Here is a 21,119-nt window from a genome sequence, read left to right as displayed (position 1 = left end):
GAAACAGGCGCTGTTTCCGGATTTAAGAGGCTCAAGCCAGCGGTAGATTACTGCTGCTGAGCGGACTGGATCGCGGTCAGAGCGATGGTGTAGACGATATCGTCTACCAGCGCGCCACGAGACAGGTCGTTAACCGGTTTGCGCATACCCTGCAGCATCGGCCCGATGGAGATCAGGTCGGCAGAACGCTGTACCGCTTTGTAAGTGGTGTTACCGGTGTTCAGATCCGGGAAGATGAACACGGTAGCACGACCGGCAACCGGGGAGTTCGGCGCTTTAGATTTGGCCACGTCAGCCATCACTGCGGCGTCATACTGCAGCGGACCGTCGATCACCAGATCCGGACGTTTTTCCTGCGCGATACGGGTCGCTTCACGAACTTTCTCGACATCGCTACCCGCACCGGAGGTGCCGGTAGAGTAGGAGAGCATCGCCACGCGCGGGTCGATACCAAACGCAGCGGCGGAATCAGCGGACTGGATAGCGATCTCAGCCAGCTGTTCTGCGGTCGGGTCCGGGTTGATGGCGCAGTCGCCGTACACGTAAACCTGTTCCGGCAGCAGCATAAAGAACACAGAAGACACCAGCGAGCTGCCCGGTGCGGTTTTAATCAGCTGCAACGGCGGGCGGATGGTGTTGGCGGTGGTGTGAACCGCGCCGGATACCAGGCCGTCAACTTCATCCTGCTCAAGCATCAGGGTGCCCAGCACCACGTTGTCTTCCAGCTGCTCGCGAGCAACCGCTTCGGTCATGCCCTTGCTCTTACGCAGCTCAACCAGACGGGCGACATAGCTTTCGCGAACCACTTCCGGATCGACGATTTCAATGCCGGCGCCCAGTTCAACGCCCTGTGCCGCCGCAACGCGGGTGATTTCATCCGGGTTGCCTAACAGTACGCAGGTCGCGATGCCGCGCTCTGCGCAGATGGCTGCCGCTTTCACGGTACGCGGCTCGTCGCCTTCCGGCAGAACCACGCGTTTACCGGCTTTACGCGCCAGTTCAGTCAACTGATAGCGGAATGCTGGCGGAGACAGACGACGGCTGCGCTCGGAGCTGGCGGTCAGGGATTCGATCCAGTCCGCGTTGATGTGGCTGGCAACGTATTCCTGCACTTTCTCGATACGCTCGTGGTCATCCACCGGCACTTCGAGGTTGAAGCTCTGCAGGCTCAGAGAGGTCTGCCAGGTGTTGGTGTTCACCATAAATACCGGCAGGCCGGTGGCGAATGCGCGCTCGCACAGTTTGCTGATGCGGGCGTCCATTTCGTAACCGCCGGTCAGCAGCACCGCGCCGATTTCCACGCCGTTCATCGCGGCCAGGCTTGCGGCAACCAGCACGTCAGGACGGTCAGCAGAGGTCACCAGCAGGGAGCCTGCGCGGAAGTGTTCCAGCATGTGCGGAATGCTGCGCGCACAGAAGGTCACGGATTTCACGCGGCGGGTTTTGATGTCGCCTTCGTTGATCACGGTCGCTTTCAGGTGGCGCGCCATATCGATTGCACGGGTGGCGATCAGATCGAAGCTCCACGGCACCGCGCCCAGCACCGGCAGCGGGCTTACCGCTTGCAGCTGTTGCGCGTCGATGTTGATTACTTTGGCTTTGTTGGAATCATCAAAGATTTCAGACAGGTCAGGGCGAGTACGGCCTTGCTCATCAACCGGGGCGTTCAGCTTGTTGATGATGACGCCAGTGATGCTGGTGTTTTTCACGCCGCCAAAGCTGCTGCGGGTCAGTTCGATACGCTCTTTCAACTGCTCCGGGGTATCGGTGCCCTGAGACATCACGAACACGATTTCCGCGTTCAGGGTCTTGGCGATTTCGAAGTTCAGCGACTGCGCGAACTGGTGCTTACGGGTCGGCACCAGGCCTTCAACCAGCACTACTTCCGCGTCTTTGGTGTTCTCGTGGTAGCGCGCGATGATCTCTTCCATCAGCACATCTTTCTGATTGCTGGAGAGCAGAGACTCAACGTGGCTCATCTTCAGCGGCTCAGCGGCCGGAAGATTGGAATTGGTGCGCACGATGGTGGTGGTCTGGTCCGGCGCATCGCCGCCAGCGCGCGGCTGCGCGATCGGTTTGAAGACGCTCAGACGAACGCCTTTACGTTCCATAGCACGGATCACGCCAAGGCTGACGCTGGTCAGGCCGACGCTGGTTCCGGTTGGAATAAGCATAATTGTACGGGACACGGTTTATCCTCTTATACACGGCGGCCAGAAATTTTCTGGCACAAAAAACAACACCGCCAGCAGAGGCTGGCGGCGGGGGATTAAGCGGTCAGGCGGCTCGCATCCTGAGCGATCACCAGTTCTTCGTTGGTCGGAATGACCATCGCAGCACGGGTGCCTTCTTTGTTGATGAAGCCGGATTTGCCGAAACGAGCAGCCAGGTTGCGTTCGTGATCGACGTCGAAGCCCAGCACGCCCAGTTTGCCCAGCGACAGTTCGCGAACCATCGCGGCGTTTTCACCGATACCGCCGGTGAATACCACGCCGTCCAGACGACCATCCATCAGCGCAGTGTAAGAGCCGATGTATTTCGCCAGGCGGTGGCAGTAAACGTCCATCGCGCGCTTAGCGTCTTCTTTGGTTGCGTAGTTGTCTTCAACATAACGGCAGTCGCTGGTGACTTCGGTCAGGCCCAGCAGGCCAGACTCTTTGGTCAGCATTTTGTTGATCTGGTCAACGCTCATGCCCAGATTGTCGTGCAGGAAGAAAATGATCGCCGGATCGATGTCGCCGGTACGGGTACCCATCACCAGGCCTTCCAGCGGGGTCAGACCCATAGAGGTGTCCACGCATTCGCCGTTGCGGATCGCGGAAACGGAACCGCCGTTACCCAGGTGGCAAGTGATGATGTTCACTTCTTCCACCGGCTTGTTCAGCATCTTCGCGGCTTCCTGAGTCACATAGTAGTGGCTGGTGCCGTGGAAACCGTAGCGGCGAACGCCGTGCTCTTTGTACAGGTTGTACGGTAGGGCATACAGGTAAGACTCTTCCGGCATGGTCTGATGGAACGCGGTGTCGAACACGGCAACGTTCTTGTTTTTCAGCTGCGGGAAGGATTTCAGCGCTTCTGCGATACCGATCAGGTGAGCCGGGTTATGCAGCGGTGCGAAGGACGCGGAATCTTTGATGCCCTGGATGACGGATTCGTCGATAACCACAGAGCTGGTGTACTTTTCGCCGCCGTGTACGATACGATGACCAATCGCGGTCAACTGTGCGGACAGCTCAGGTTTTTGTGCCAGAATAGTATTAACGATAAAGTTCAGTGCTTCGCTGTGAGCGGCGCCTGCACCCAAAGCCGCTTCTTGTTTACCGCCATCCATTTTCCATTTGATACGGGCTTCAGGAAGATGGAAACATTCGGCTAAACCAGAGAGGTACTCTTCACCATTTGCCGCGTCGATGATCGCGAATTTCAGTGAGGAGCTACCGCAGTTCAGAACCAGTACTAACTTACTCGACATGGAAGTACCTATATTGATACGTGGCTAAAAAAACGTCAGTGAGTCTATCAGCGTAGCGCATGATGACGCTGACATTTATGATTAACGTCATGGCAGGGATAAAATTCGCCATCACGAAGGAAATTCTTAGCATTATCGCCTGGTTGAAGGCTGGAAGCCAAAGCGAGGCGAATCAATGTTGACAGGGTGTACCCTAAGGTCTACGCCATCAAAAGCTGGCACAGGATACCTGATAGTGCGGGTTTTTGAAAAAGATTTTGAATGGTGATATGAACTGTTGTTATCTTGCACGAAATTTTGATTCTTTATATGTGAAGTTGAGGTAAAGCCATGTCCACTCCCGAGAATTCCCCCGTTAGCTTTTTTAGCTTATTCCGCCGGGGACAGCACTATGCCAAGACGTGGCCTATGGAAAAACGCCTCGCCCCGATGTTTGTGGAAAATCGCGTGATCCGCGCCACCCGCTTCGCCATTCGCTTTATGCCGCCGATCGCGGTATTTAGCTTAACCTGGCAAATCGCGCTCGGCGGCCAACTCGGCCCGGCGGTCGCCACTGCGCTGTTCGCCATCAGCCTGCCGATGCAGGGCCTGTGGTGGCTGGGGAAACGTTCGGTCACGCCGCTGCCGCCCTCTATCCTGCACTGGTTCTATGAAGTGCGCTCTAAACTGGAAGAGGCGGGCCAGAGCCTGGCGCCGGTACCGGGTAAGCCGGATTACCAGGCATTAGCTGATACGTTAAAGCGCGCGTTTCGCCAGTTAGACAAAACTTTCCTGGATGATTTGTAATTTGCCCCCTGTTGCGCATATAAAGAGGGCATCTGAGTAGCTTAACGCGCCTATGCGTAACAGGAGTCAAAAATGGAAATGACCAACGCTCAACGTCTGATCCTCTCGAATCAGTACAAAATGATGACCATGCTCGACCCGGATAACGCCGAGCGCTATCGTCGCCTGCAAACCATTATCGAACGGGGCTACGGCCTGCAAATGCGCGAGCTGGATCGGGAATTCGGTGAGCTGAAAGAAGAAACCTGCCGCATTATCATCGACGTGATGGAGATGTACCACGCGTTGAACGTCTCCTGGACCAACCTGAAAGACAATCCCGGTATTGATGAGCGCCGCGTCACTTTCTTAGGTTTTGATGCCGCCACGGAAGCGCGCTATCTCGGCTATGTACGCTTTATGGTCAATATCGAAGGCCGCTACACCCACTTCGACGCCGGTACCCACGGTTTTAACGCCCAGACCCCGATGTGGGAAAAATACCAGCGGATGCTGAAAGTGTGGCATTCCTGCCCGCGCCAGTACCACCTGAGCCCGAACGAAATCACCCAGATTGTTAACGCCTGACGGGAGCGCGCTGTGATTAAAGGATTTTTGTTCGATCTTGACGGAACGCTGGTGGATTCGCTGCCGGTAGTGGAACGCGCCTGGTGCGGCTGGGCCGACCGTTTTGGCATTGATCATGACGAGGTGCTGGATTTTATCCACGGCAAACAGGCCATTACCTCGCTGCGTCATTTTATGGCCGGGCGCAGCGAAGAGGAGATCCAGGCGGAATTTCTGCGTCTGGAACAGATTGAAGCCACCGATACCGACGGCGTCACCGCGCTGCCTGGCGCGGTAGCGCTGTTAAACCATCTTAATGAGCAGGGCATCCCCTGGGCGATTGTCACTTCCGGTTCGATACCCGTCGCCTCGGCGCGGCGCGCTACCGCCGGTTTGCCGGAGCCGAAAGTGTTTGTCACGGCGGAACGCGTGGCGCGCGGTAAGCCGGAGCCGGATGCCTATCTGCTCGGCGCGCAACTGCTGGGGCTGAAGCCAGACGAGTGCGTGGTGGTGGAAGATGCGCCTGCGGGCATTCTTTCCGGGCTGGCGGCAGGCAGCGAGGTTATCGCCGTTAATGCGCCGGATACGACGCCCCGTCTTGATGAGGTGGATCTGCGGCTGGATACGCTCACCGATCTGACGGTAGAAAAACAGCCCGACGGTGCGATCCGCTACGCAAAACGCTCGCTTTCATGATGTCACCCCGCCACGCTTTACTCAAAAAGCGTTAGTATGTTCCCACTTGCTGATTGACGAAGTATTTCAAATGCTTCGTCAATTGTTGCATCACTTACCCGAGGCCAGCGTCAACGACAAGGAAAGCGAGTGAACAGCGAACTGATATGGGTTCTGACTTTATTGGCTGTGGCGGTACTGTTATTTGCCACCGGCAAAATCCGCATGGATGCGGTGGCATTAATGGTCATTGTGGCTTTTGTGTTAAGCGGTACCCTCACCCTGAGCGAAGCCTTTTCCGGTTTTAGCGATCCCAACGTGATCCTTATCGCCGCCCTGTTTGTGATAGGCGACGGGCTGGTGCGTACCGGCGTCGCCACCCATATGGGGTCGTGGCTGGTGGATATGGCCGGCAGCAGCGAAACGCGTATGCTGGTATTGCTGATGCTGACCGTGGCGGGCCTCGGCGCGTTTATGAGCTCCACCGGCGTGGTGGCGATTTTTATTCCAGTGGTGCTCAGCGTGTCGATGCGCATGAAAACCTCGCCGTCGCGCCTGATGATGCCGCTCAGTTTCGCAGGCTTGATCAGCGGCATGATGACGCTGGTCGCCACGCCGCCTAACCTGGTGATCAACAGTGAACTGTTGCGCGAAGGGCTGGCGGGCTTTCACTTTTTCAGCGTTACGCCGCTGGGGCTGGTGATTTTGCTGCTGGGCATCGTCTATATGCTGGTGATACGTGGCGCGTTAACCAGTAGCGGTAAGGATGAAGGCGCGGATACCTGGCGGCGGCGTACCTTTCGCGAGTTGATTAAAGAATACCGCCTGGCGGGCAGGGCGCGGCGTCTGGCGATCCGTCCGGGTTCGCCGATGATTGGCCAACGTCTTGACGATTTAAAATTGCGCGAACGCTATGGCGCGAATGTGATCGGCCTTGAGCGCTGGCGGCGTTTTCGCCGGGTGATCGTCAACGTCCACGGCGTTACCGAATTCCGCGCGCAGGACGTATTGCTGATTGATATGTCCGCGTCTGACGTCGATTTGCGCCAGTTTTGCAGTGAGCAACTACTGGAGCCGATGATTTTGCGCGGGGAATACTTCTCCGATCAGGCGCTGGACGTGGGTATGGCGGAGGTGTCCCTGATCCCGGATTCGGAAATCGTCGGGAAAACGGTGCGGGAAATTGGTTTTCGAACCCGTTACGGCTTAAACGTGGTAGGTTTGCGCCGCAACGGCGAGGCACTGGAGGAGGGGATCGTCAACGAGCCGCTGGAGCTGGGTGATATTTTGCTGGTGGTGGGTGACTGGAAGCTTATCGCCCAGCTTAGCCAGAAAAAACGCGATTTTCTGGTGCTGAACTTGCCGGTGGAGGAGGGCGATGCGTCGCCAGCCCACAGCCAGGCTCCCCACGCGATTTTCTGCCTGGCGCTGATGGTCGCGTTAATGCTCACCGATGAAATCCCTAACCCCATCGCCGCGATTATCGCCTGTCTGTTAATGGGCAAATTTCGCTGCATCGATGCGGAAAGCGCCTGGAAAGCGATTCACTGGCCGAGCATTATTTTGATTGTCGGGATGATGCCGTTCGCGCTGGCGCTACAAAAAACCGGCGGCGTGGAGCTTATCGTTCAGGGATTGATGCAGTTAGGGGGCGGCTACGGGCCGTACTTAATGCTGGTCTGCCTGTTTGTGATGTGCGCCACCATCGGGCTGTTTATCTCCAATACCGCGACGGCGGTGCTGATGGCGCCCATCGCCCTGGCGGCGGCGAAGTCTATGGGCGTTTCGCCGTATCCGTTTGCCATGATGGTGGCGATGGCCGCCTCGGCGGCGTTTATGACGCCGGTTTCCTCACCGGTAAATACCCTGGTACTCGGCCCAGGGAATTACCGGTTCAGCGACTTCGTGAAGATTGGGGTGCCGTTTACGCTGATCGTGATGGTGGTGTGCGTGATCCTGATCCCGCTGCTGTTCCCGTTTTAAGCTTACAGCGGCGAATCCTGACTGATTTCATCCAGCGAAAGGTGGAAACTCGGAACAAACATCTGCACGAAATAATCCATCTCTTCGCTGCGTCGCGCCTCAAGGGTTTTTTCGAGGCGCGATTTCGCCAGAACAAACTCGTTATTGCCCGCCGACAGCTCTTCCAGACATTTTAAATAGGCGCACAGTGCGTCGGCCTGCTTCACAATGGCGCGCTCTTCGTCACTGCTGTAGTGCTCGTCAATCAGCGGCATAAAGATATCGCGCAATTCCTCAGGCACCATATCCACCAGTTTTTGCTGGGCGATCTTTTCGATCGCTTTGTATTCATGGGCGATTTGGTTATTGAAGTACTTCACCGGCGTTGGCAAGTCTCCGGTTAACACTTCACTGGCGTCGTGGTACATGGCGAGCAGCGCGATGCGCTCGGCATTCAGCGTACCGCCGAATTTACGGTTTTTAATCGCCGCCAGGGCGTGGGCAACCATCGCCACCTGCAAACTGTGCTCGGAGACGTTTTCAGTGCGCACGTTGCGCATCAGGGGCCAGCGGTTAATTAATTTAAGACGAGATAGATAGGCGAAGAAGTGGCTTTGATTCATTTCAGGCGGTCTCTGGCTACGACAGAGTGCCATTGTGCGAGGTGTTGGGGGAAGATGCAAACCTTCCCCCACAGGGTATTACTGATGGTAGTGCGACAGGAAGCGGCCGAAACGGTTAATCGCCATTTCCAGATCGTCCGTGCGCGGCAGCGTCACGATGCGCACATGATCCGGCCACGGCCAGTTAAAGGCGGTGCCCTGTACCAACAGCACTTTTTCCTGTAACAGGAAATCCAACACCATTTTTTGGTCGTCGTGAATGTTAAAGCGCTTGCTGTCGATTTTCGGGAACATATACAACGCGCCCTGCGGCTTCACGCAACTGACGCCCGGAATATCGTTAATCAACTCCCATGCCCGGTTGCGTTGCTCATAGAGGCGGCCTCCAGGGGTGATAAACTCGCTGATGCTCTGGTAGCCGCCCAGTGCGGTCTGGATCGCATGCTGCGCTGGAACGTTGGCGCAAAGACGCATCGAAGCCAGCATCTCCAGCCCTTCAATGTAGCCTTTAGCATGTTTCTTCGGCCCGTTCAGCACCATCCAGCCCTGACGGAAACCCGCCACGCGGTAGGTTTTAGACAATCCGTTAAAGGTGACGGTCAGGAGATCGGGAGCCAGCGCGGCGATGGAGTGATGTTGCGCTTCGTCATAAAGGATCTTGTCGTAAATTTCGTCGGCGAAAATAATCAGGTTGTGCTGGCGGGCGATCTCGACGATCTCCAGTAGCAGCTCTTTTGAATACACCGCGCCCGTTGGGTTATTAGGGTTGATCACCACAATGCCCCGGGTGCGCGGCGTAATTTTGGCACGAATATCGTCCAGGTCCGGGAACCAGCCGGCGGATTCGTCGCACAGGTAATGCACCGCTTTACCGCTCGACAGCGACACGGCGGCGGTCCACAGCGGGTAGTCTGGCGCCGGAACCAGCATTTCGTCACCGCTGTTCAGCAGCGCCTGCATCGCCTGCACGATCAGTTCCGACACGCCGTTGCCGATATAAATGTCTTCAACCGTGACGTCGCGCATCTCGCGCGCCTGGTAGTGCTGCATAATCGCTTTGCGCGCCGAGTAAAGCCCTTTGGAATCGCAGTAACCTTGCGCGGTGGGAAGGTTACGGATCACATCAACCAGGATCTCGTCCGGGGCGTCGAAGCCAAACGGGGCAGGGTTGCCGATGTTCAATTTGAGGACTTTGTTCCCTTCTTCTTCAAGACGTTTCGCTTCTTTAAGAACGGGGCCGCGGATGTCATAACAGACATTATCGAGCTTGCTGGATTTTTCGATGGGGGACATTCATCAAACCTTTTTGTGTGCGTTGCTTCCTGCCGTGGAAGCGGATGCGCACAATGTACTCTTCTGATGACCGGTTTTGAAGGTATCCGCTGTTACGTTTATTACAGTGTTCATCGAGGATTACAGTGGATTATGATGCAATCGTAAAATTAAAATCTGCTATTTAACAAATGAATAGATTTTAATTGTGACGCATTGGATTATGTTGGGGTCTTTATGCTTTTTATGTGAATTATTTGCTGCGTAAAGAGATTCTTTAACAAATTACCTTGCACAAATACTCAGAAAAAATGAATGTTCATATATAGAGATACAGGTGTTGCACTCTCTTTTCAATGCTGCGCTTACTGTGTGGATGATGTTAAAGATAAACGAAATCTTATTTGTAATTATTAAGTAAATTTAATTATTAGTTGTAAGTGAGGCTTTTCAAACAGATTCGCTGAATGAGGTTAATTATGGCTTATAAAGTTTTCCCTTAAGAATAATCGCAACGAGACTTAAAAAAAATCTTAGTTTAGGATATTATCGTTCGGTTGCATCTGACTCTTCATGGTGTTTCATCGTTTTGACCGTGTTATTACGCTCGTTTAATGTTTATAACTTATTGTTTGTATTGCTTCTTTTATTTGTAATAAAAAGTATTGTCTGACAATGATAAGTGCGTGAAACTCTTGCTGTAGGGTTCGCGAAGCGCTTAACCGAAACGAATAAAAAAATTATTCCCTTACGCAACTTCTGGATACTGGCAATTTTTTTTCAGGATTTGTATGTTATATCTGTAGATATTATCTGGCGAACTAAAGTCAGCTATATGTATGACTTAAAGGAATAATTGAAAAATGATAACGCTGGAAATCTTCTCCAGCGGATTTAACTGAAAGGATGCGTGCTTCAAATGGAATTGCTGGAGCTTCGATAACACATAGCAACAGATCCGGGGCAGCTCCCTATGAGCAACCTGATAGTGAATAACAATATGATAAATGCGAATCGTCCGATCTTGAATCTCGACCTCGATCTGCTGAGAACGTTTGTCGCCGTTGCCGATTTGAACACCTTTGCGGCGGCAGCAGCGGCAGTTTGCAGGACTCAATCAGCCGTTAGCCAGCAAATGCAGCGGCTGGAGCAGCTCGTCGGCAAAGAGCTTTTTGCTCGCCATGGCCGTAACAAATTACTTACCGAGCATGGTATCCAACTCCTGGGCTATGCCCGCAAAATTTTGCGCTTCAATGATGAAGCATGTACATCGCTAATGTTTAGTAGCCTTCAGGGTTGCCTGACTATCGGCGCTTCCGATGAATCAGCGGATACCATCCTGCCTTTTATTTTAAATCGCATTAGTTCGGTTTATCCGAAGATTTCACTTGATGTAAGAGTAAAACGTAACCCTTACATGATTGAGATGCTGATGCAGCATGAAGTCGATTTGGTGGTCACTACCACCCAGCCGGATAACGCCGAATGCATGGTGCTGAGAACCTCCCCGACATTATGGTATTGCGCGGCGGATTTTGTTCTTCCCAAAGGGGAGCCCGTACCGCTGGTGGTGCTGGACGAACCCAGTCCCTACCGTGACGTCATTATTTCGCATCTTAATAGCGAAAATATCCCTTGGCGGATCTCGTATATGGCCTCAACGCTTGCCGCGGTGCGCGCAGCGGTGAAAGCGGGTCTCGGCGTGACGGCCCGCCCGGTAGAAATGATGAGCCCGGAGCTGCGTGTGCTGGGTATCAGCGAAGGGCTGCCGATGCTGCCGGAAACCGAATATCTGCTGTGCCGTAATCCGCAGAGCGGCAACGAGCTGACGCAAGTAATCTTCCAGGCGATGCAGACCCACTATAATCCGTGGGGGTACGAAATGGCCTCGACGCAGGGAAGCAGTGTATTTATCGAAGATCAGCTGGATTAGCCTCCTCCCAAAGGATAATTGTGAGAAACAAGCCCCTGATGCTTATAATGGCATCGGGGGCTTGTTTTTTGCACAAAACAGGGACGGTAAAGCGGCAAAATGTTCCAGTATTTCATTCCGGTAGGGTGAAGTGAAAGCCGTGCCAGAAGCGAAACAGCCTTTCAAAATGATTGGAACGGCACTTAATGTTAAAAAATCAGCATTTTTGTTGTTTTTTTTTCCTGTCAATTAACAGAACCGTGTCTCAGATCAAGAAAATACCCTTACCAGGGGGGATGAATAGTTGAGAATTCCTGCCAAAATAAAGGGGCGTTTTTACACAGCTTGCACAACGGACACGATTCAACAACATGAAAACTCTGATCTGTTGCCATCGAAAAGCAGGTTAAAGGCATTAAATGTTAATGATGTGCTGCTGATGTAAATTAATGTGAGGATACTTTTGTTAAAGTTGACAAAAGGTTATATAAAGGAGTAAAAATGCCCATCAATTCGCTGCTTGAGCCCTGTTTTGGTAGTGGTTGTACGGTTTTTTTATTCCTCCCCATGAATCAATGTGACGTTCATCTGCCAGTAAGAGCAGAGACTAACATCGTCACCATTAGAGTTAAGCAATGAGTATGTCTACATCCACTGAAGTCATCGCTCATCATTGGGCATTCGCTATCTTTCTCATCATCGCCATCGGTCTGTGTTGCCTGATGTTGGCGGGAGCTTTCTTTCTGGGTGGTCGCGCGCGCGGTCGTCAGAAAAATACTCCTTTCGAATCAGGGATCGACTCCGTCGGCACCGCTCGTCTGCGTCTTTCCGCTAAGTTTTATCTGGTGGCGATGTTCTTCGTCATCTTCGACGTGGAAGCCCTGTATCTCTTCGCATGGTCGACGTCTATCCGTGAAAGCGGGTGGGTTGGCTTTGTCGAGGCCGCAATTTTCATTTTAGTGTTACTGGCTGGTCTGGTTTATCTGGCACGCATCGGTGCGCTGGACTGGACGCCCGCTCGCTCGCGTCGTAGCCAAATTAACCCTGAACCTGGCAGTCACACTAATCGTCATCCGCAGTAACAGCGAGGCATTAAGATGGATTATACGCTCACCCGCATAGATCCGAACGGTGAGAATGACCGTTACCCCCTGCAAAAACAGGAGATCGTAACCGATCCCCTGGAGCAGCACGTTCATCGTAGTGTGTACATGGGCAAACTCGAGAATGCCGTACACGACATGGTGAACTGGGGTCGTAAAAACTCAATCTGGCCTTATAACTTTGGCCTTTCCTGCTGCTACGTGGAAATGGTGACGTCGTTTACCGCGGTCCATGACGTAGCGCGTTTCGGCGCGGAAGTATTGCGTGCGTCCCCGCGTCAGGCTGACCTGATGGTGGTGGCTGGCACCTGCTTTACCAAAATGGCGCCGGTTATCCAACGTCTGTATGACCAGATGCTTGAGCCTAAATGGGTTATCTCCATGGGCGCTTGCGCAAACTCTGGCGGTATGTACGACATCTACTCCGTGGTGCAGGGCGTGGATAAATTCATTCCGGTGGATGTGTACATTCCTGGCTGCCCGCCTCGTCCGGAGGCTTACATGCAGGCGTTGATGCTGCTGCAAGAGTCTATCGGCAAAGAGCGTCGTCCTTTGTCCTGGGTGGTTGGCGATCAGGGCGTATACCGCGCCAACATGCAGTCAGAACGCGACCGTAAACGTGGCGAACGCATTGCTGTAACCAACTTGCGTACACCAGACGAGATTTAATTTGCGCCTGTTGGACGTGGAACAGCCTTCGCATATCAATAAACAATAGCGCGAAGCCACATCCGACAGTCACCAAAGAACCATTTGCAATGGTGAAAAATATGACCGATTTAACCGCGCAAGACGCCGTACTGCCAGCATGGCAAACCCGCGATCACCTCGATGATCCGGTAATCGGTGAACTGCGTAACCGTTTTGGGCCGGATGCCTTTACTGTTCAGGCGACCCGCACCGGCGTACCGGTGGTGTGGGTAAAGCGTGAACAATTACTGGAAGTAGTGGATTTCCTCAAGCGGCTCCCTAAGCCCTACGTCATGCTGTTCGATTTGCATGGCATGGATGAGCGTCTTCGCACCCACCGCGACGGTTTACCGGCCGCGGATTTTTCCGTTTTCTACCACCTGATTTCTTTTGATCGCAACCGTGACATCATGCTGAAGGTGGCATTTTTAGAAAACGATCTGAACGTGCCGACGCTCACCAACCTGTTCCCGAACGCCAACTGGTATGAGCGTGAGACCTGGGAGATGTTCGGTATTACCTTTACCGGGCACCCGCACCTGACGCGCATCATGATGCCGAACACCTGGGAAGGCCACCCGCTGCGTAAAGACTACCCTGCGCGCGCGACCGAATTCGACCCGTTCGAACTGACGAAGCAGAAGCAGGATCTGGAAATGGAGGCGTTGACCTTCAAACCGGAAGAGTGGGGCATGAAACGCGGGACCGAGCATGAAGATTTCATGTTCCTGAACCTCGGGCCGAACCACCCGTCCGCGCACGGTGCCTTCCGCATCATCCTGCAACTGGACGGCGAAGAGATTGTCGACTGCGTACCGGACATCGGCTACCACCACCGTGGCGCTGAGAAGATGGGCGAGCGCCAGTCCTGGCACAGCTACATCCCGTATACCGACCGCGTTGAATATCTCGGCGGTTGCGTGAATGAAATGCCCTACGTGCTGGCGGTAGAAAAACTCGCGGGGATTACCGTACCGGATCGCGTTAACGTGATCCGCGTAATGCTCTCCGAACTATTCCGCATCAACAGCCACTTGCTCTATATTTCGACGTTTATTCAGGACGTTGGCGCGATGACGCCGGTGTTCTTTGCCTTTACTGACCGCCAGAAAATTTATGATTTAGTTGAAGCCATCACCGGCTTTCGTATGCACCCGGCCTGGTTCCGCATCGGCGGCGTCGCCCACGATCTGCCGAAAGGCTGGGAACGTCTGCTGCGCGAATTCCTTGACTGGATGCCGAAGCGTCTCGATTCCTATGAGAAAGCGGCGCTGCGCAACACTATCCTGAAAGGCCGTTCCCAGGGCGTTGCCGCTTACGGCGCGAAAGAAGCGCTGGAGTGGGGCACCACGGGCGCGGCGCTGCGCGCGACCGGCATTAACTTCGACGTGCGTAAAGCGCGTCCGTATTCCGGTTATGAAAACTTTGACTTTGAAGTGCCGGTAGGCGGTGGCGTCAGCGACTGCTACACCCGCGTGATGCTCAAAGTTGAAGAGCTGCGCCAGAGCTTGCGTATTCTTGAGCAGTGCTACAAGAACATGCCGGAAGGCCCGTTCAAAGCGGATCACCCGCTGACCACGCCGCCGCCGAAAGAGCGCACGCTGCAACATATCGAAACCCTGATTACTCACTTCCTGCAGGTTTCCTGGGGCCCGGTGATGCCGGCCAACGAATCCTTCCAGATGATTGAGGCAACCAAGGGTATTAACAGTTACTACCTGACCAGCGACGGCAGCACCATGAGCTACCGCACGCGTATTCGTACCCCGAGCTTCCCGCACCTGCAGCAGATCCCGTCTGCGATCCGCGGCAGCCTGGTGTCCGACCTGATTGTCTATCTGGGTAGTATCGATTTTGTTATGTCTGATGTGGATCGCTAATTATGCACGAGAATCAACAACCACAGACCGAGGCTTTTGAGCTGGGTGCGGCAGAGCGTGAGGCAATTGAGCACGAAAAGCACCACTACGAAGACCCGCGTGCGGCGTCCATTGAAGCGCTGAAAATCGTACAGAAACAGCGTGGCTGGGTGCCGGACGGCGCAATCTACGCCATCGCCGATGTTCTGGGCATCCCGGCGAGCGACGTCGAAGGCGTGGCTACGTTCTACAGCCAGATTTTCCGCCAGCCGGTTGGCCGCCATGTGATCCGCTATTGCGACAGCGTGGTTTGCCATATCACCGGTTACCAGGGCATTCAGTCGGCGATTGAAAAGCATCTACAGATCAAGCCAGGCCAGACGACCTTTGATGGCCGTTTCACCCTGCTGCCGACCTGCTGCCTGGGCAACTGCGACAAAGGGCCGAGCATGATGATCGATGAAGATACCCATGCTTACCTGACGCCGGAGAAAATCCCTGACCTGCTGGAGCAGTACAAATGAAAACCGTCATTCGCACTCCAGAAACCCATCCGCTGACCTGGCGTCTGCGCGATGATGAACAGCCAGTGTGGCTTGACGAATACCGCAGCAAAAACGGTTACGAGGGCGCGCGTAAGGCCCTGACCGGTTTGTCGCCGGACGAAATCGTCAACCAGGTAAAAGATTCGGGCCTGAAAGGGCGCGGCGGCGCAGGCTTCTCCACCGGTTTGAAGTGGAGCCTGATGCCGAAAGACGAATCCATGAACATCCGTTACCTGCTGTGTAACGCCGATGAAATGGAGCCGGGCACCTATAAAGACCGCCTGCTGATGGAACAGCTGCCGCACCTGCTGGTGGAAGGCATGCTGATCTCCGCGTTCGCGCTGAAAGCGTACCGTGGCTACATCTTCCTGCGCGGTGAATACATTGAAGCGGCGGATCGTCTGCGTCGCGCTATCGCCGAAGCCACCGAAGCGGGTCTGTTGGGTAAAAATATTCTCGGTTCCGGCTTTGATTTTGAGCTGTTCGTGCACACCGGTGCGGGCCGTTATATCTGCGGGGAAGAAACCGCGCTGATTAACTCGCTGGAAGGCCGCCGCGCTAACCCGCGCTCCAAGCCGCCGTTCCCGGCAAGCTCCGGTGTATGGGGTAAACCGACCTGCGTAAACAACGTCGAAACCCTGTGCAACGTGCCGGCGATCCTCGCCAACGGCGTGGAGTGGTACCAGAACATCTCGAAAAGCAAAGATGCCGGCACCAAGCTGATGGGCTTCTCAGGCCGCGTGAAAAACCCGGGTCTGTGGGAACTGCCGTTCGGCACCACCGCGCGCGAAATCCTTGAAGACTATGCGGGCGGCATGCGCGATGGCCTGAAGTTTAAAGCCTGGCAGCCAGGCGGTGCGGGTACTGACTTCCTGACTGAAGCGCATCTTGACCTGCCGATGGAATTCGAAAGCATTGGTAAAGCGGGCAGCCGTCTCGGCACCGCGCTGGCGATGGCCGTAGACCATGAAATCGGCATGGTGTCGCTGGTACGCAACCTTGAAGAGTTCTTCGCACGGGAATCCTGCGGATGGTGTACGCCATGCCGCGACGGTTTGCCGTGGAGCGTGAAAATTCTGCGCGCGCTGGAGCGTGGGGAAGGGCAGCCAGGGGATATCGAAACCCTTGAACAACTGTGCCGCTTCCTGGGCCCAGGCAAAACCTTCTGCGCCCATGCGCCGGGTGCAGTCGAGCCGCTTCAGAGTGCGATTAAATATTTCCGCGACGAATTCGAAGCCGGGATCAAACAGCCGTTCAGCAATACCCATCTGATTAATGGGATTCAGCCGAACCTGCTAAAAGCACGCTGGTGATCCTGCCGTCTTACGAGCAAAAGACGCGAAAGTGGCGATATATAAAATTTGATTAACGCTCAGTCTTGAACTGAGATAACTGGAAGCATGCTGACTATGGCTACGATTCATGTAGACGGCAAAGAATACGAGGTCAATGGAGCGGACAACCTGTTAGAAGCTTGTCTCTCTATGGGTCTTGATATTCCTTATTTTTGCTGGCATCCAGCGCTGGGGAGCGTTGGAGCTTGCCGCCAGTGTGCGGTGAAGCAATATCAGAACGCGGAAGATACCCGCGGTCGCCTGGTGATGTCCTGTATGACACCGGCAACCGATGGCACTTTTATTTCTATCGATGACGAAGAAGCGAAGCAGTTCCGCGAAAGCGTTGTGGAGTGGTTGATGACTAACCACCCGCACGACTGTCCGGTCTGTGAAGAGGGCGGTAACTGCCACCTTCAGGATATGACGGTGATGACCGGTCATAGCTTCCGCCGCTATCGTTTTACCAAACGTACTCACCGCAATCAGGATCTCGGTCCGTTTATCTCCCACGAGATGAACCGCTGTATCGCCTGCTACCGCTGCGTGCGTTACTACAAAGACTATGCCGACGGCGAAGATCTGGGCGTCTATGGGGCGCACGACAACGTCTACTTTGGTCGTCCGGAAGACGGCACGCTGGAAAGCGAGTTCTCCGGTAACCTGGTGGAAATCTGCCCGACCGGCGTATTCACCGATAAAACCCACTCCGAACGCTATAACCGTAAATGGGATATGCAGTTCGCGCCGAGCATCTGCCAGCAGTGCTCGCTGGGTTGCAACACCAGCCCGGGCGAACGCTATGGCGAACTGCGCCGTATCGAAAACCGCTACAACGGCACCGTGAACCACTACTTCCTGTGTGACCGCGGTCGTTTCGGCTATGGCTACGTCAACCTGAAAGACCGTCCGCGTCAGCCGGTTCAGCGCCGTGGCGATGACTGGATCACCCTCAACGCCGAGCAGGCGATGCAAGGAGCGGCGGATATTCTGCGCCAGTCGAAGAAAGTGATCGGCATCGGTTCCCCGCGCGCCAGCGTGGAGAGCAACTTCGCGCTGCGCGAACTGGTGGGTGCGGAAAACTTCTATACCGGCATTGCGGCGGGCGAACAACAGCGCCTGCAACTGATGCTGGACGTGCTGCGCAACAGCGGTATTCATACTCCGGCGCTGCGTGAAATCGAATCTTACGACGCGGTGTTGATCCTTGGCGAAGACCTGACCCAGACCGGCGCACGCGCTGCCCTGGCGGTGCGTCAGGCGGTGAAAGGCAAAGCGCGCGAAATGGCGGCGGCTCAGAAAGTGGCCGACTGGCAGATTGCCGCGATCCTCAACATCGGCCAGCGCGCTAAACACCCGCTGTTCGTCACGAACGTCGATAACACCCGTCTGGACGACATCGCCGCATGGACCTACCGCGCGCCGGTTGAAGATCAGGCGCGTTTAGGTTTCGCCATCGCCCATGGCCTGGATAACAGCGCCCCGGCGGTTGACGGCATCGATCGCGATCTGCAAAACAAGATCGACGTGATCGTACAGGCGCTGGCGGGCGCCAAAAAACCGTTGATCATCTCCGGTACTAACGCCGGCAGCGCTGACGTGATCCACGCAGCGGCTAACGTGGCGAAAGCCCTGAAAGGCCGTGGCGCGGATGTCGGCATCACCATGATCGCCCGTGCGGTGAACAGCGTTGGCCTCGGCATGATCGGCGGCGGTTCGCTTGACGACGCGCTGACCGAACTGGAAACCGGTGCCGCCGATGCAGTTGTGGTGCTGGAAAACGATCTGCACCGCCACGCTTCCGCAGCGCGCGTTGACGCAGCGCTCAGCAAAGCGCCGCTGGTGATGGTTATCGATCATCAGCGCACTGCGATCATGGACAAAGCCCATCTGGTGCTATCCACCGCGAGCTTCGCCGAGAGCGACGGTACGGTTATCAACAACGAAGGCCGCGCACAGCGTTTCTTCCAGGTGTATGAGCCGTCTTACTACGACAGCAGCATCACCATGCTGGAAAGCTGGCGCTGGCTGCACTCTCTGCACAGCACCGTGAAAAGCCGTGAAGTGGACTGGACGCAGCTTGACCATGTCATCGACGCGGTGGTTGAGCAACTGCCGCAGCTCGCGGGCATTAAAAACGCCGCGCCGGACGCCTCTTTCCGTATTCGCGGTCAGAAACTGGCCCGTGAACCGCACCGCTACAGCGGCCGTACCGCGATGCGCGCCAACATCAGCGTGCATGAGCCGCGCCAGCCGCAGGATAAAGACACCATGTTCGCCTTCTCCATGGAAGGGAACAACCATCCGGACGCGCCGCGTTCTCAGGTGCCGTTCGCCTGGGCGCCGGGCTGGAACTCCCCGCAGGCCTGGAACAAATTCCAGGACGAAGTGGGTGGGAAACTGCGCCACGGTGATCCGGGCGTGCGCCTGATCGAAGCCTCGGAAAGCGGTCTGGATTACTTCAGCGACGTACCGGCAAGCTTCACTGCGCAGGACGGTGAATGGCGTATCGCGCCGTACTACCACCTGTTTGGCAGCGATGAAATGTCCCAGCGTTCGCCGGTATTCCAAAGCCGTATGCCGCAGCCGTACATCAAGCTCAACCCGGCGGATGCCGCGAAGCTTGGCGTTAACGCGGGGGCAAACATCTCCTTCAATTACGACGGCCAAACCGTGACTTTACCGTTGGTGATCTCCGAAGGGCTGACGGCAGGGCAGGTCGGCTTACCGATGGGCATGCCGGGTATCGCGCCAGTGCTGGCCGGTGCGCGTCTTGAGAATCTGCAGGAGGCTCAACAATGAGTTGGTTAACACCGGATGTTATTGAGATTCTGCTGACCATTCTGAAAGCGGTTGTCATTCTGCTGGTGGTGGTGACCTGCGGGGCGTTCATGAGCTTCGGCGAACGCCGCCTTCTGGGCCTGTTCCAGAACCGCTACGGACCGAACCGCGTTGGCTGGGGCGGTTCGCTCCAGCTGGTGGCGGATATGATCAAGATGTTCTTTAAAGAAGACTGGGTCCCGCGCTTTACTGACCGCGTCATCTTTACTCTGGCGCCGATGATCGCCTTTACCTCGCTGCTGCTGGCCTTTGCGATTGTACCGGTCAGCCCGAGCTGGGTGGTGGCCGATCTCAACATCGGCATCCTGTTCTTCCTGATGATGGCAGGCCTCGCGGTATACGCGGTGCTGTTCGCTGGCTGGTCGAGCAACAACAAATACTCCCTGCTGGGGGCGATGCGTGCGTCTGCGCAGACCCTGAGCTACGAAGTGTTTTTAGGCCTCTCCCTGATGGGCGTGGTGGCGCAGGCCGGTTCATTTAACATGACCGACATCGTCAACAGTCAGGCGGACATCTGGAACGTCATCCCGCAGTTCTTTGGTTTTGTGACCTTTGCGATTGCTGGCGTGGCGGTGTGTCACCGTCACCCGTTTGACCAACCGGAAGCCGAGCAGGAACTGGCGGATGGTTACCACATCGAATATTCCGGTATGAAATTCGGTCTGTTCTTCGTGGGCGAGTACATCGGTATTGTTACCGTGTCGGCACTGATGGTAACGCTGTTCTTCGGTGGCTGGCATGGCCCATGGTTGCCTCCTTTCATCTGGTTCGCGCTGAAAACCGCGTTCTTTATGATGCTGTTTATTTTGATTCGCGCCTCATTACCGCGTCCGCGTTATGACCAGGTAATGTCCTTCGGCTGGAAAGTGTGCCTGCCGTTGACGCTTATCAACTTGTTGGCAACGGCGGCTGTCATTTTGTGGCAGGCGCAATAAGGGGTGAAAAAACCATGACATTGAAAGAGATAGTGGTGGGTTTCGGCACCCAGGTCCGTAGTATCTGGATGATTGGCTTGCACGCCTTTGCCAAACGCGAAACCCGCATGTATCCGGAAGAGCCGGTTTACCTGCCGCCGCGCTACCGTGGCCGCATCGTGCTGACGCGCGACCCGGACGGTTCCGAGCGCTGCGTTGCCTGTAACCTGTGCGCGGTAGCTTGCCCGGTAGGCTGTATCTCGCTGCAGAAAGCAGAGACTGTGGATGGCCGCTGGTATCCGGAATTTTTCCGCATCAACTTCTCACGCTGCATTTTCTGCGGCATGTGTGAAGAGGCCTGCCCGACCACAGCAATCCAGCTGACGCCGGATTTTGAAATGGGCGAGTTCAAACGTCAGGATCTGGTGTACGAGAAAGAGGATCTGCTGATTTCCGGTCCGGGCAAATACCCGGAGTACAACTTCTACCGGATGGCAGGTATGGCAATCGACGGAAAAGACAAAGGCGAAGCAGAGAACGAAGCCAAGCCTATCGACGTCAAGAGCCTGTTACCGTAAGGAGAGT

17 protein-coding genes are annotated in these 21,119 nt (G+C 55.1%); 13 read left to right on the top strand and 4 right to left on the bottom strand.

Annotated elements, in window-relative coordinates; genetic code table 11:
- Positions 1-47 precede the first annotated feature (47 nt).
- Positions 48-2,189: a phosphate acetyltransferase gene (gene pta / locus FHW74_RS04360; protein ID WP_183169310.1), complete on the bottom strand. Its 2,142-nt coding sequence runs from the start codon at positions 2,187-2,189 to the stop codon at positions 48-50.
- A gap of 80 nt (positions 2,190-2,269) precedes the next feature.
- Positions 2,270-3,472 carry an acetate kinase gene (gene ackA / locus FHW74_RS04355; protein ID WP_183169309.1) on the bottom strand — a complete coding sequence of 401 codons (1,203 nt, stop codon included), beginning with the start codon at positions 3,470-3,472 and terminating at the stop codon, positions 2,270-2,272.
- A gap of 330 nt (positions 3,473-3,802) precedes the next feature.
- Here ackA and yfbV point away from each other — a divergent pair, with 330 nt between their 5' ends.
- From yfbV to FHW74_RS04335, 4 genes are all read left to right on the top strand, one after another.
- Positions 3,803-4,258 (top strand): terminus macrodomain insulation protein YfbV, encoded by a 456-nt coding sequence (gene yfbV, locus FHW74_RS04350; RefSeq protein ID WP_183169308.1) that lies wholly within the window; start codon positions 3,803-3,805, stop codon positions 4,256-4,258.
- Between the two features lie 72 nt (positions 4,259-4,330).
- Positions 4,331-4,825, top strand: coding sequence for a YfbU family protein (locus FHW74_RS04345; protein ID WP_183169307.1), 495 nt, complete (start codon positions 4,331-4,333; stop codon positions 4,823-4,825).
- A 12-nt stretch (positions 4,826-4,837) separates the two neighbouring features.
- Positions 4,838-5,500: a sugar phosphatase gene (locus FHW74_RS04340; protein ID WP_183169306.1), complete on the top strand. Its 663-nt coding sequence runs from the start codon at positions 4,838-4,840 to the stop codon at positions 5,498-5,500.
- A 129-nt stretch (positions 5,501-5,629) separates the two neighbouring features.
- Positions 5,630-7,462, top strand: coding sequence for an SLC13 family permease (locus tag FHW74_RS04335; RefSeq protein WP_183169305.1), 1,833 nt, complete (start codon positions 5,630-5,632; stop codon positions 7,460-7,462).
- A gap of 2 nt (positions 7,463-7,464) precedes the next feature.
- On the opposite strand, the gene yfbR is transcribed toward FHW74_RS04335, so the two are convergent.
- Together yfbR and alaA are read right to left on the bottom strand one after the other, a co-directional pair.
- On the bottom strand, positions 7,465-8,064 hold the full coding sequence (gene yfbR, locus FHW74_RS04330; protein ID WP_183169304.1) for a 5'-deoxynucleotidase: 600 nt from the start codon (positions 8,062-8,064) through the stop codon (positions 7,465-7,467).
- Between the two features lie 78 nt (positions 8,065-8,142).
- On the bottom strand, positions 8,143-9,357 hold the full coding sequence (alaA, locus tag FHW74_RS04325) for an alanine transaminase AlaA (RefSeq protein WP_183169303.1): 1,215 nt from the start codon (positions 9,355-9,357) through the stop codon (positions 8,143-8,145).
- 979 nt (positions 9,358-10,336) lie between these two features.
- Here alaA and lrhA point away from each other — a divergent pair.
- The 9 genes from lrhA (at position 10,337) to nuoI (ending at position 21,112) form a co-directional block, all read left to right on the top strand.
- On the top strand, positions 10,337-11,269 hold the full coding sequence (lrhA, locus tag FHW74_RS04320) for a transcriptional regulator LrhA (protein ID WP_183169442.1): 933 nt from the start codon (positions 10,337-10,339) through the stop codon (positions 11,267-11,269).
- A gap of 614 nt (positions 11,270-11,883) precedes the next feature.
- Positions 11,884-12,330 (top strand): NADH-quinone oxidoreductase subunit NuoA, encoded by a 447-nt coding sequence (gene nuoA / locus FHW74_RS04315; protein ID WP_125291540.1) that lies wholly within the window; start codon positions 11,884-11,886, stop codon positions 12,328-12,330.
- 15 nt (positions 12,331-12,345) lie between these two features.
- Positions 12,346-13,020, top strand: a complete 675-nt coding sequence (nuoB, locus tag FHW74_RS04310; RefSeq protein WP_165459984.1) for an NADH-quinone oxidoreductase subunit NuoB — start codon at positions 12,346-12,348, stop codon at positions 13,018-13,020.
- An 89-nt stretch (positions 13,021-13,109) separates the two neighbouring features.
- Positions 13,110-14,921, top strand: coding sequence for an NADH-quinone oxidoreductase subunit C/D (gene nuoC / locus FHW74_RS04305; RefSeq protein ID WP_183169302.1), 1,812 nt, complete (start codon positions 13,110-13,112; stop codon positions 14,919-14,921).
- A gap of 2 nt (positions 14,922-14,923) precedes the next feature.
- Positions 14,924-15,424, top strand: coding sequence for an NADH-quinone oxidoreductase subunit NuoE (gene nuoE / locus FHW74_RS04300; RefSeq protein WP_183169301.1), 501 nt, complete (start codon positions 14,924-14,926; stop codon positions 15,422-15,424).
- Positions 15,421-16,758 (top strand): NADH-quinone oxidoreductase subunit NuoF, encoded by a 1,338-nt coding sequence (nuoF, locus tag FHW74_RS04295; RefSeq protein ID WP_125291542.1) that lies wholly within the window; start codon positions 15,421-15,423, stop codon positions 16,756-16,758. The genes nuoE and nuoF overlap by 4 nt, the downstream gene beginning before the upstream one ends.
- 96 nt (positions 16,759-16,854) lie before the next feature.
- Entirely contained in the window at positions 16,855-19,581 is a 2,727-nt protein-coding gene (gene nuoG / locus FHW74_RS04290; protein ID WP_183169300.1) for an NADH-quinone oxidoreductase subunit NuoG, read from the top strand.
- Positions 19,578-20,555 (top strand): NADH-quinone oxidoreductase subunit NuoH, encoded by a 978-nt coding sequence (gene nuoH, locus FHW74_RS04285; protein ID WP_183169299.1) that lies wholly within the window; start codon positions 19,578-19,580, stop codon positions 20,553-20,555. The genes nuoG and nuoH overlap by 4 nt, the downstream gene beginning before the upstream one ends.
- A gap of 14 nt (positions 20,556-20,569) precedes the next feature.
- Positions 20,570-21,112, top strand: coding sequence for an NADH-quinone oxidoreductase subunit NuoI (nuoI, locus tag FHW74_RS04280; RefSeq protein ID WP_002463447.1), 543 nt, complete (start codon positions 20,570-20,572; stop codon positions 21,110-21,112).
- Positions 21,113-21,119: the final 7 nt, after the last annotated feature.

Origin of the sequence: Atlantibacter sp. RC6, from assembly GCF_014193285.1 — a bacterium.
Classification (GTDB): Bacteria; Pseudomonadota; Gammaproteobacteria; order Enterobacterales; family Enterobacteriaceae; genus Atlantibacter.
This window is presented reverse-complemented; position numbering and strand designations above follow the sequence as displayed.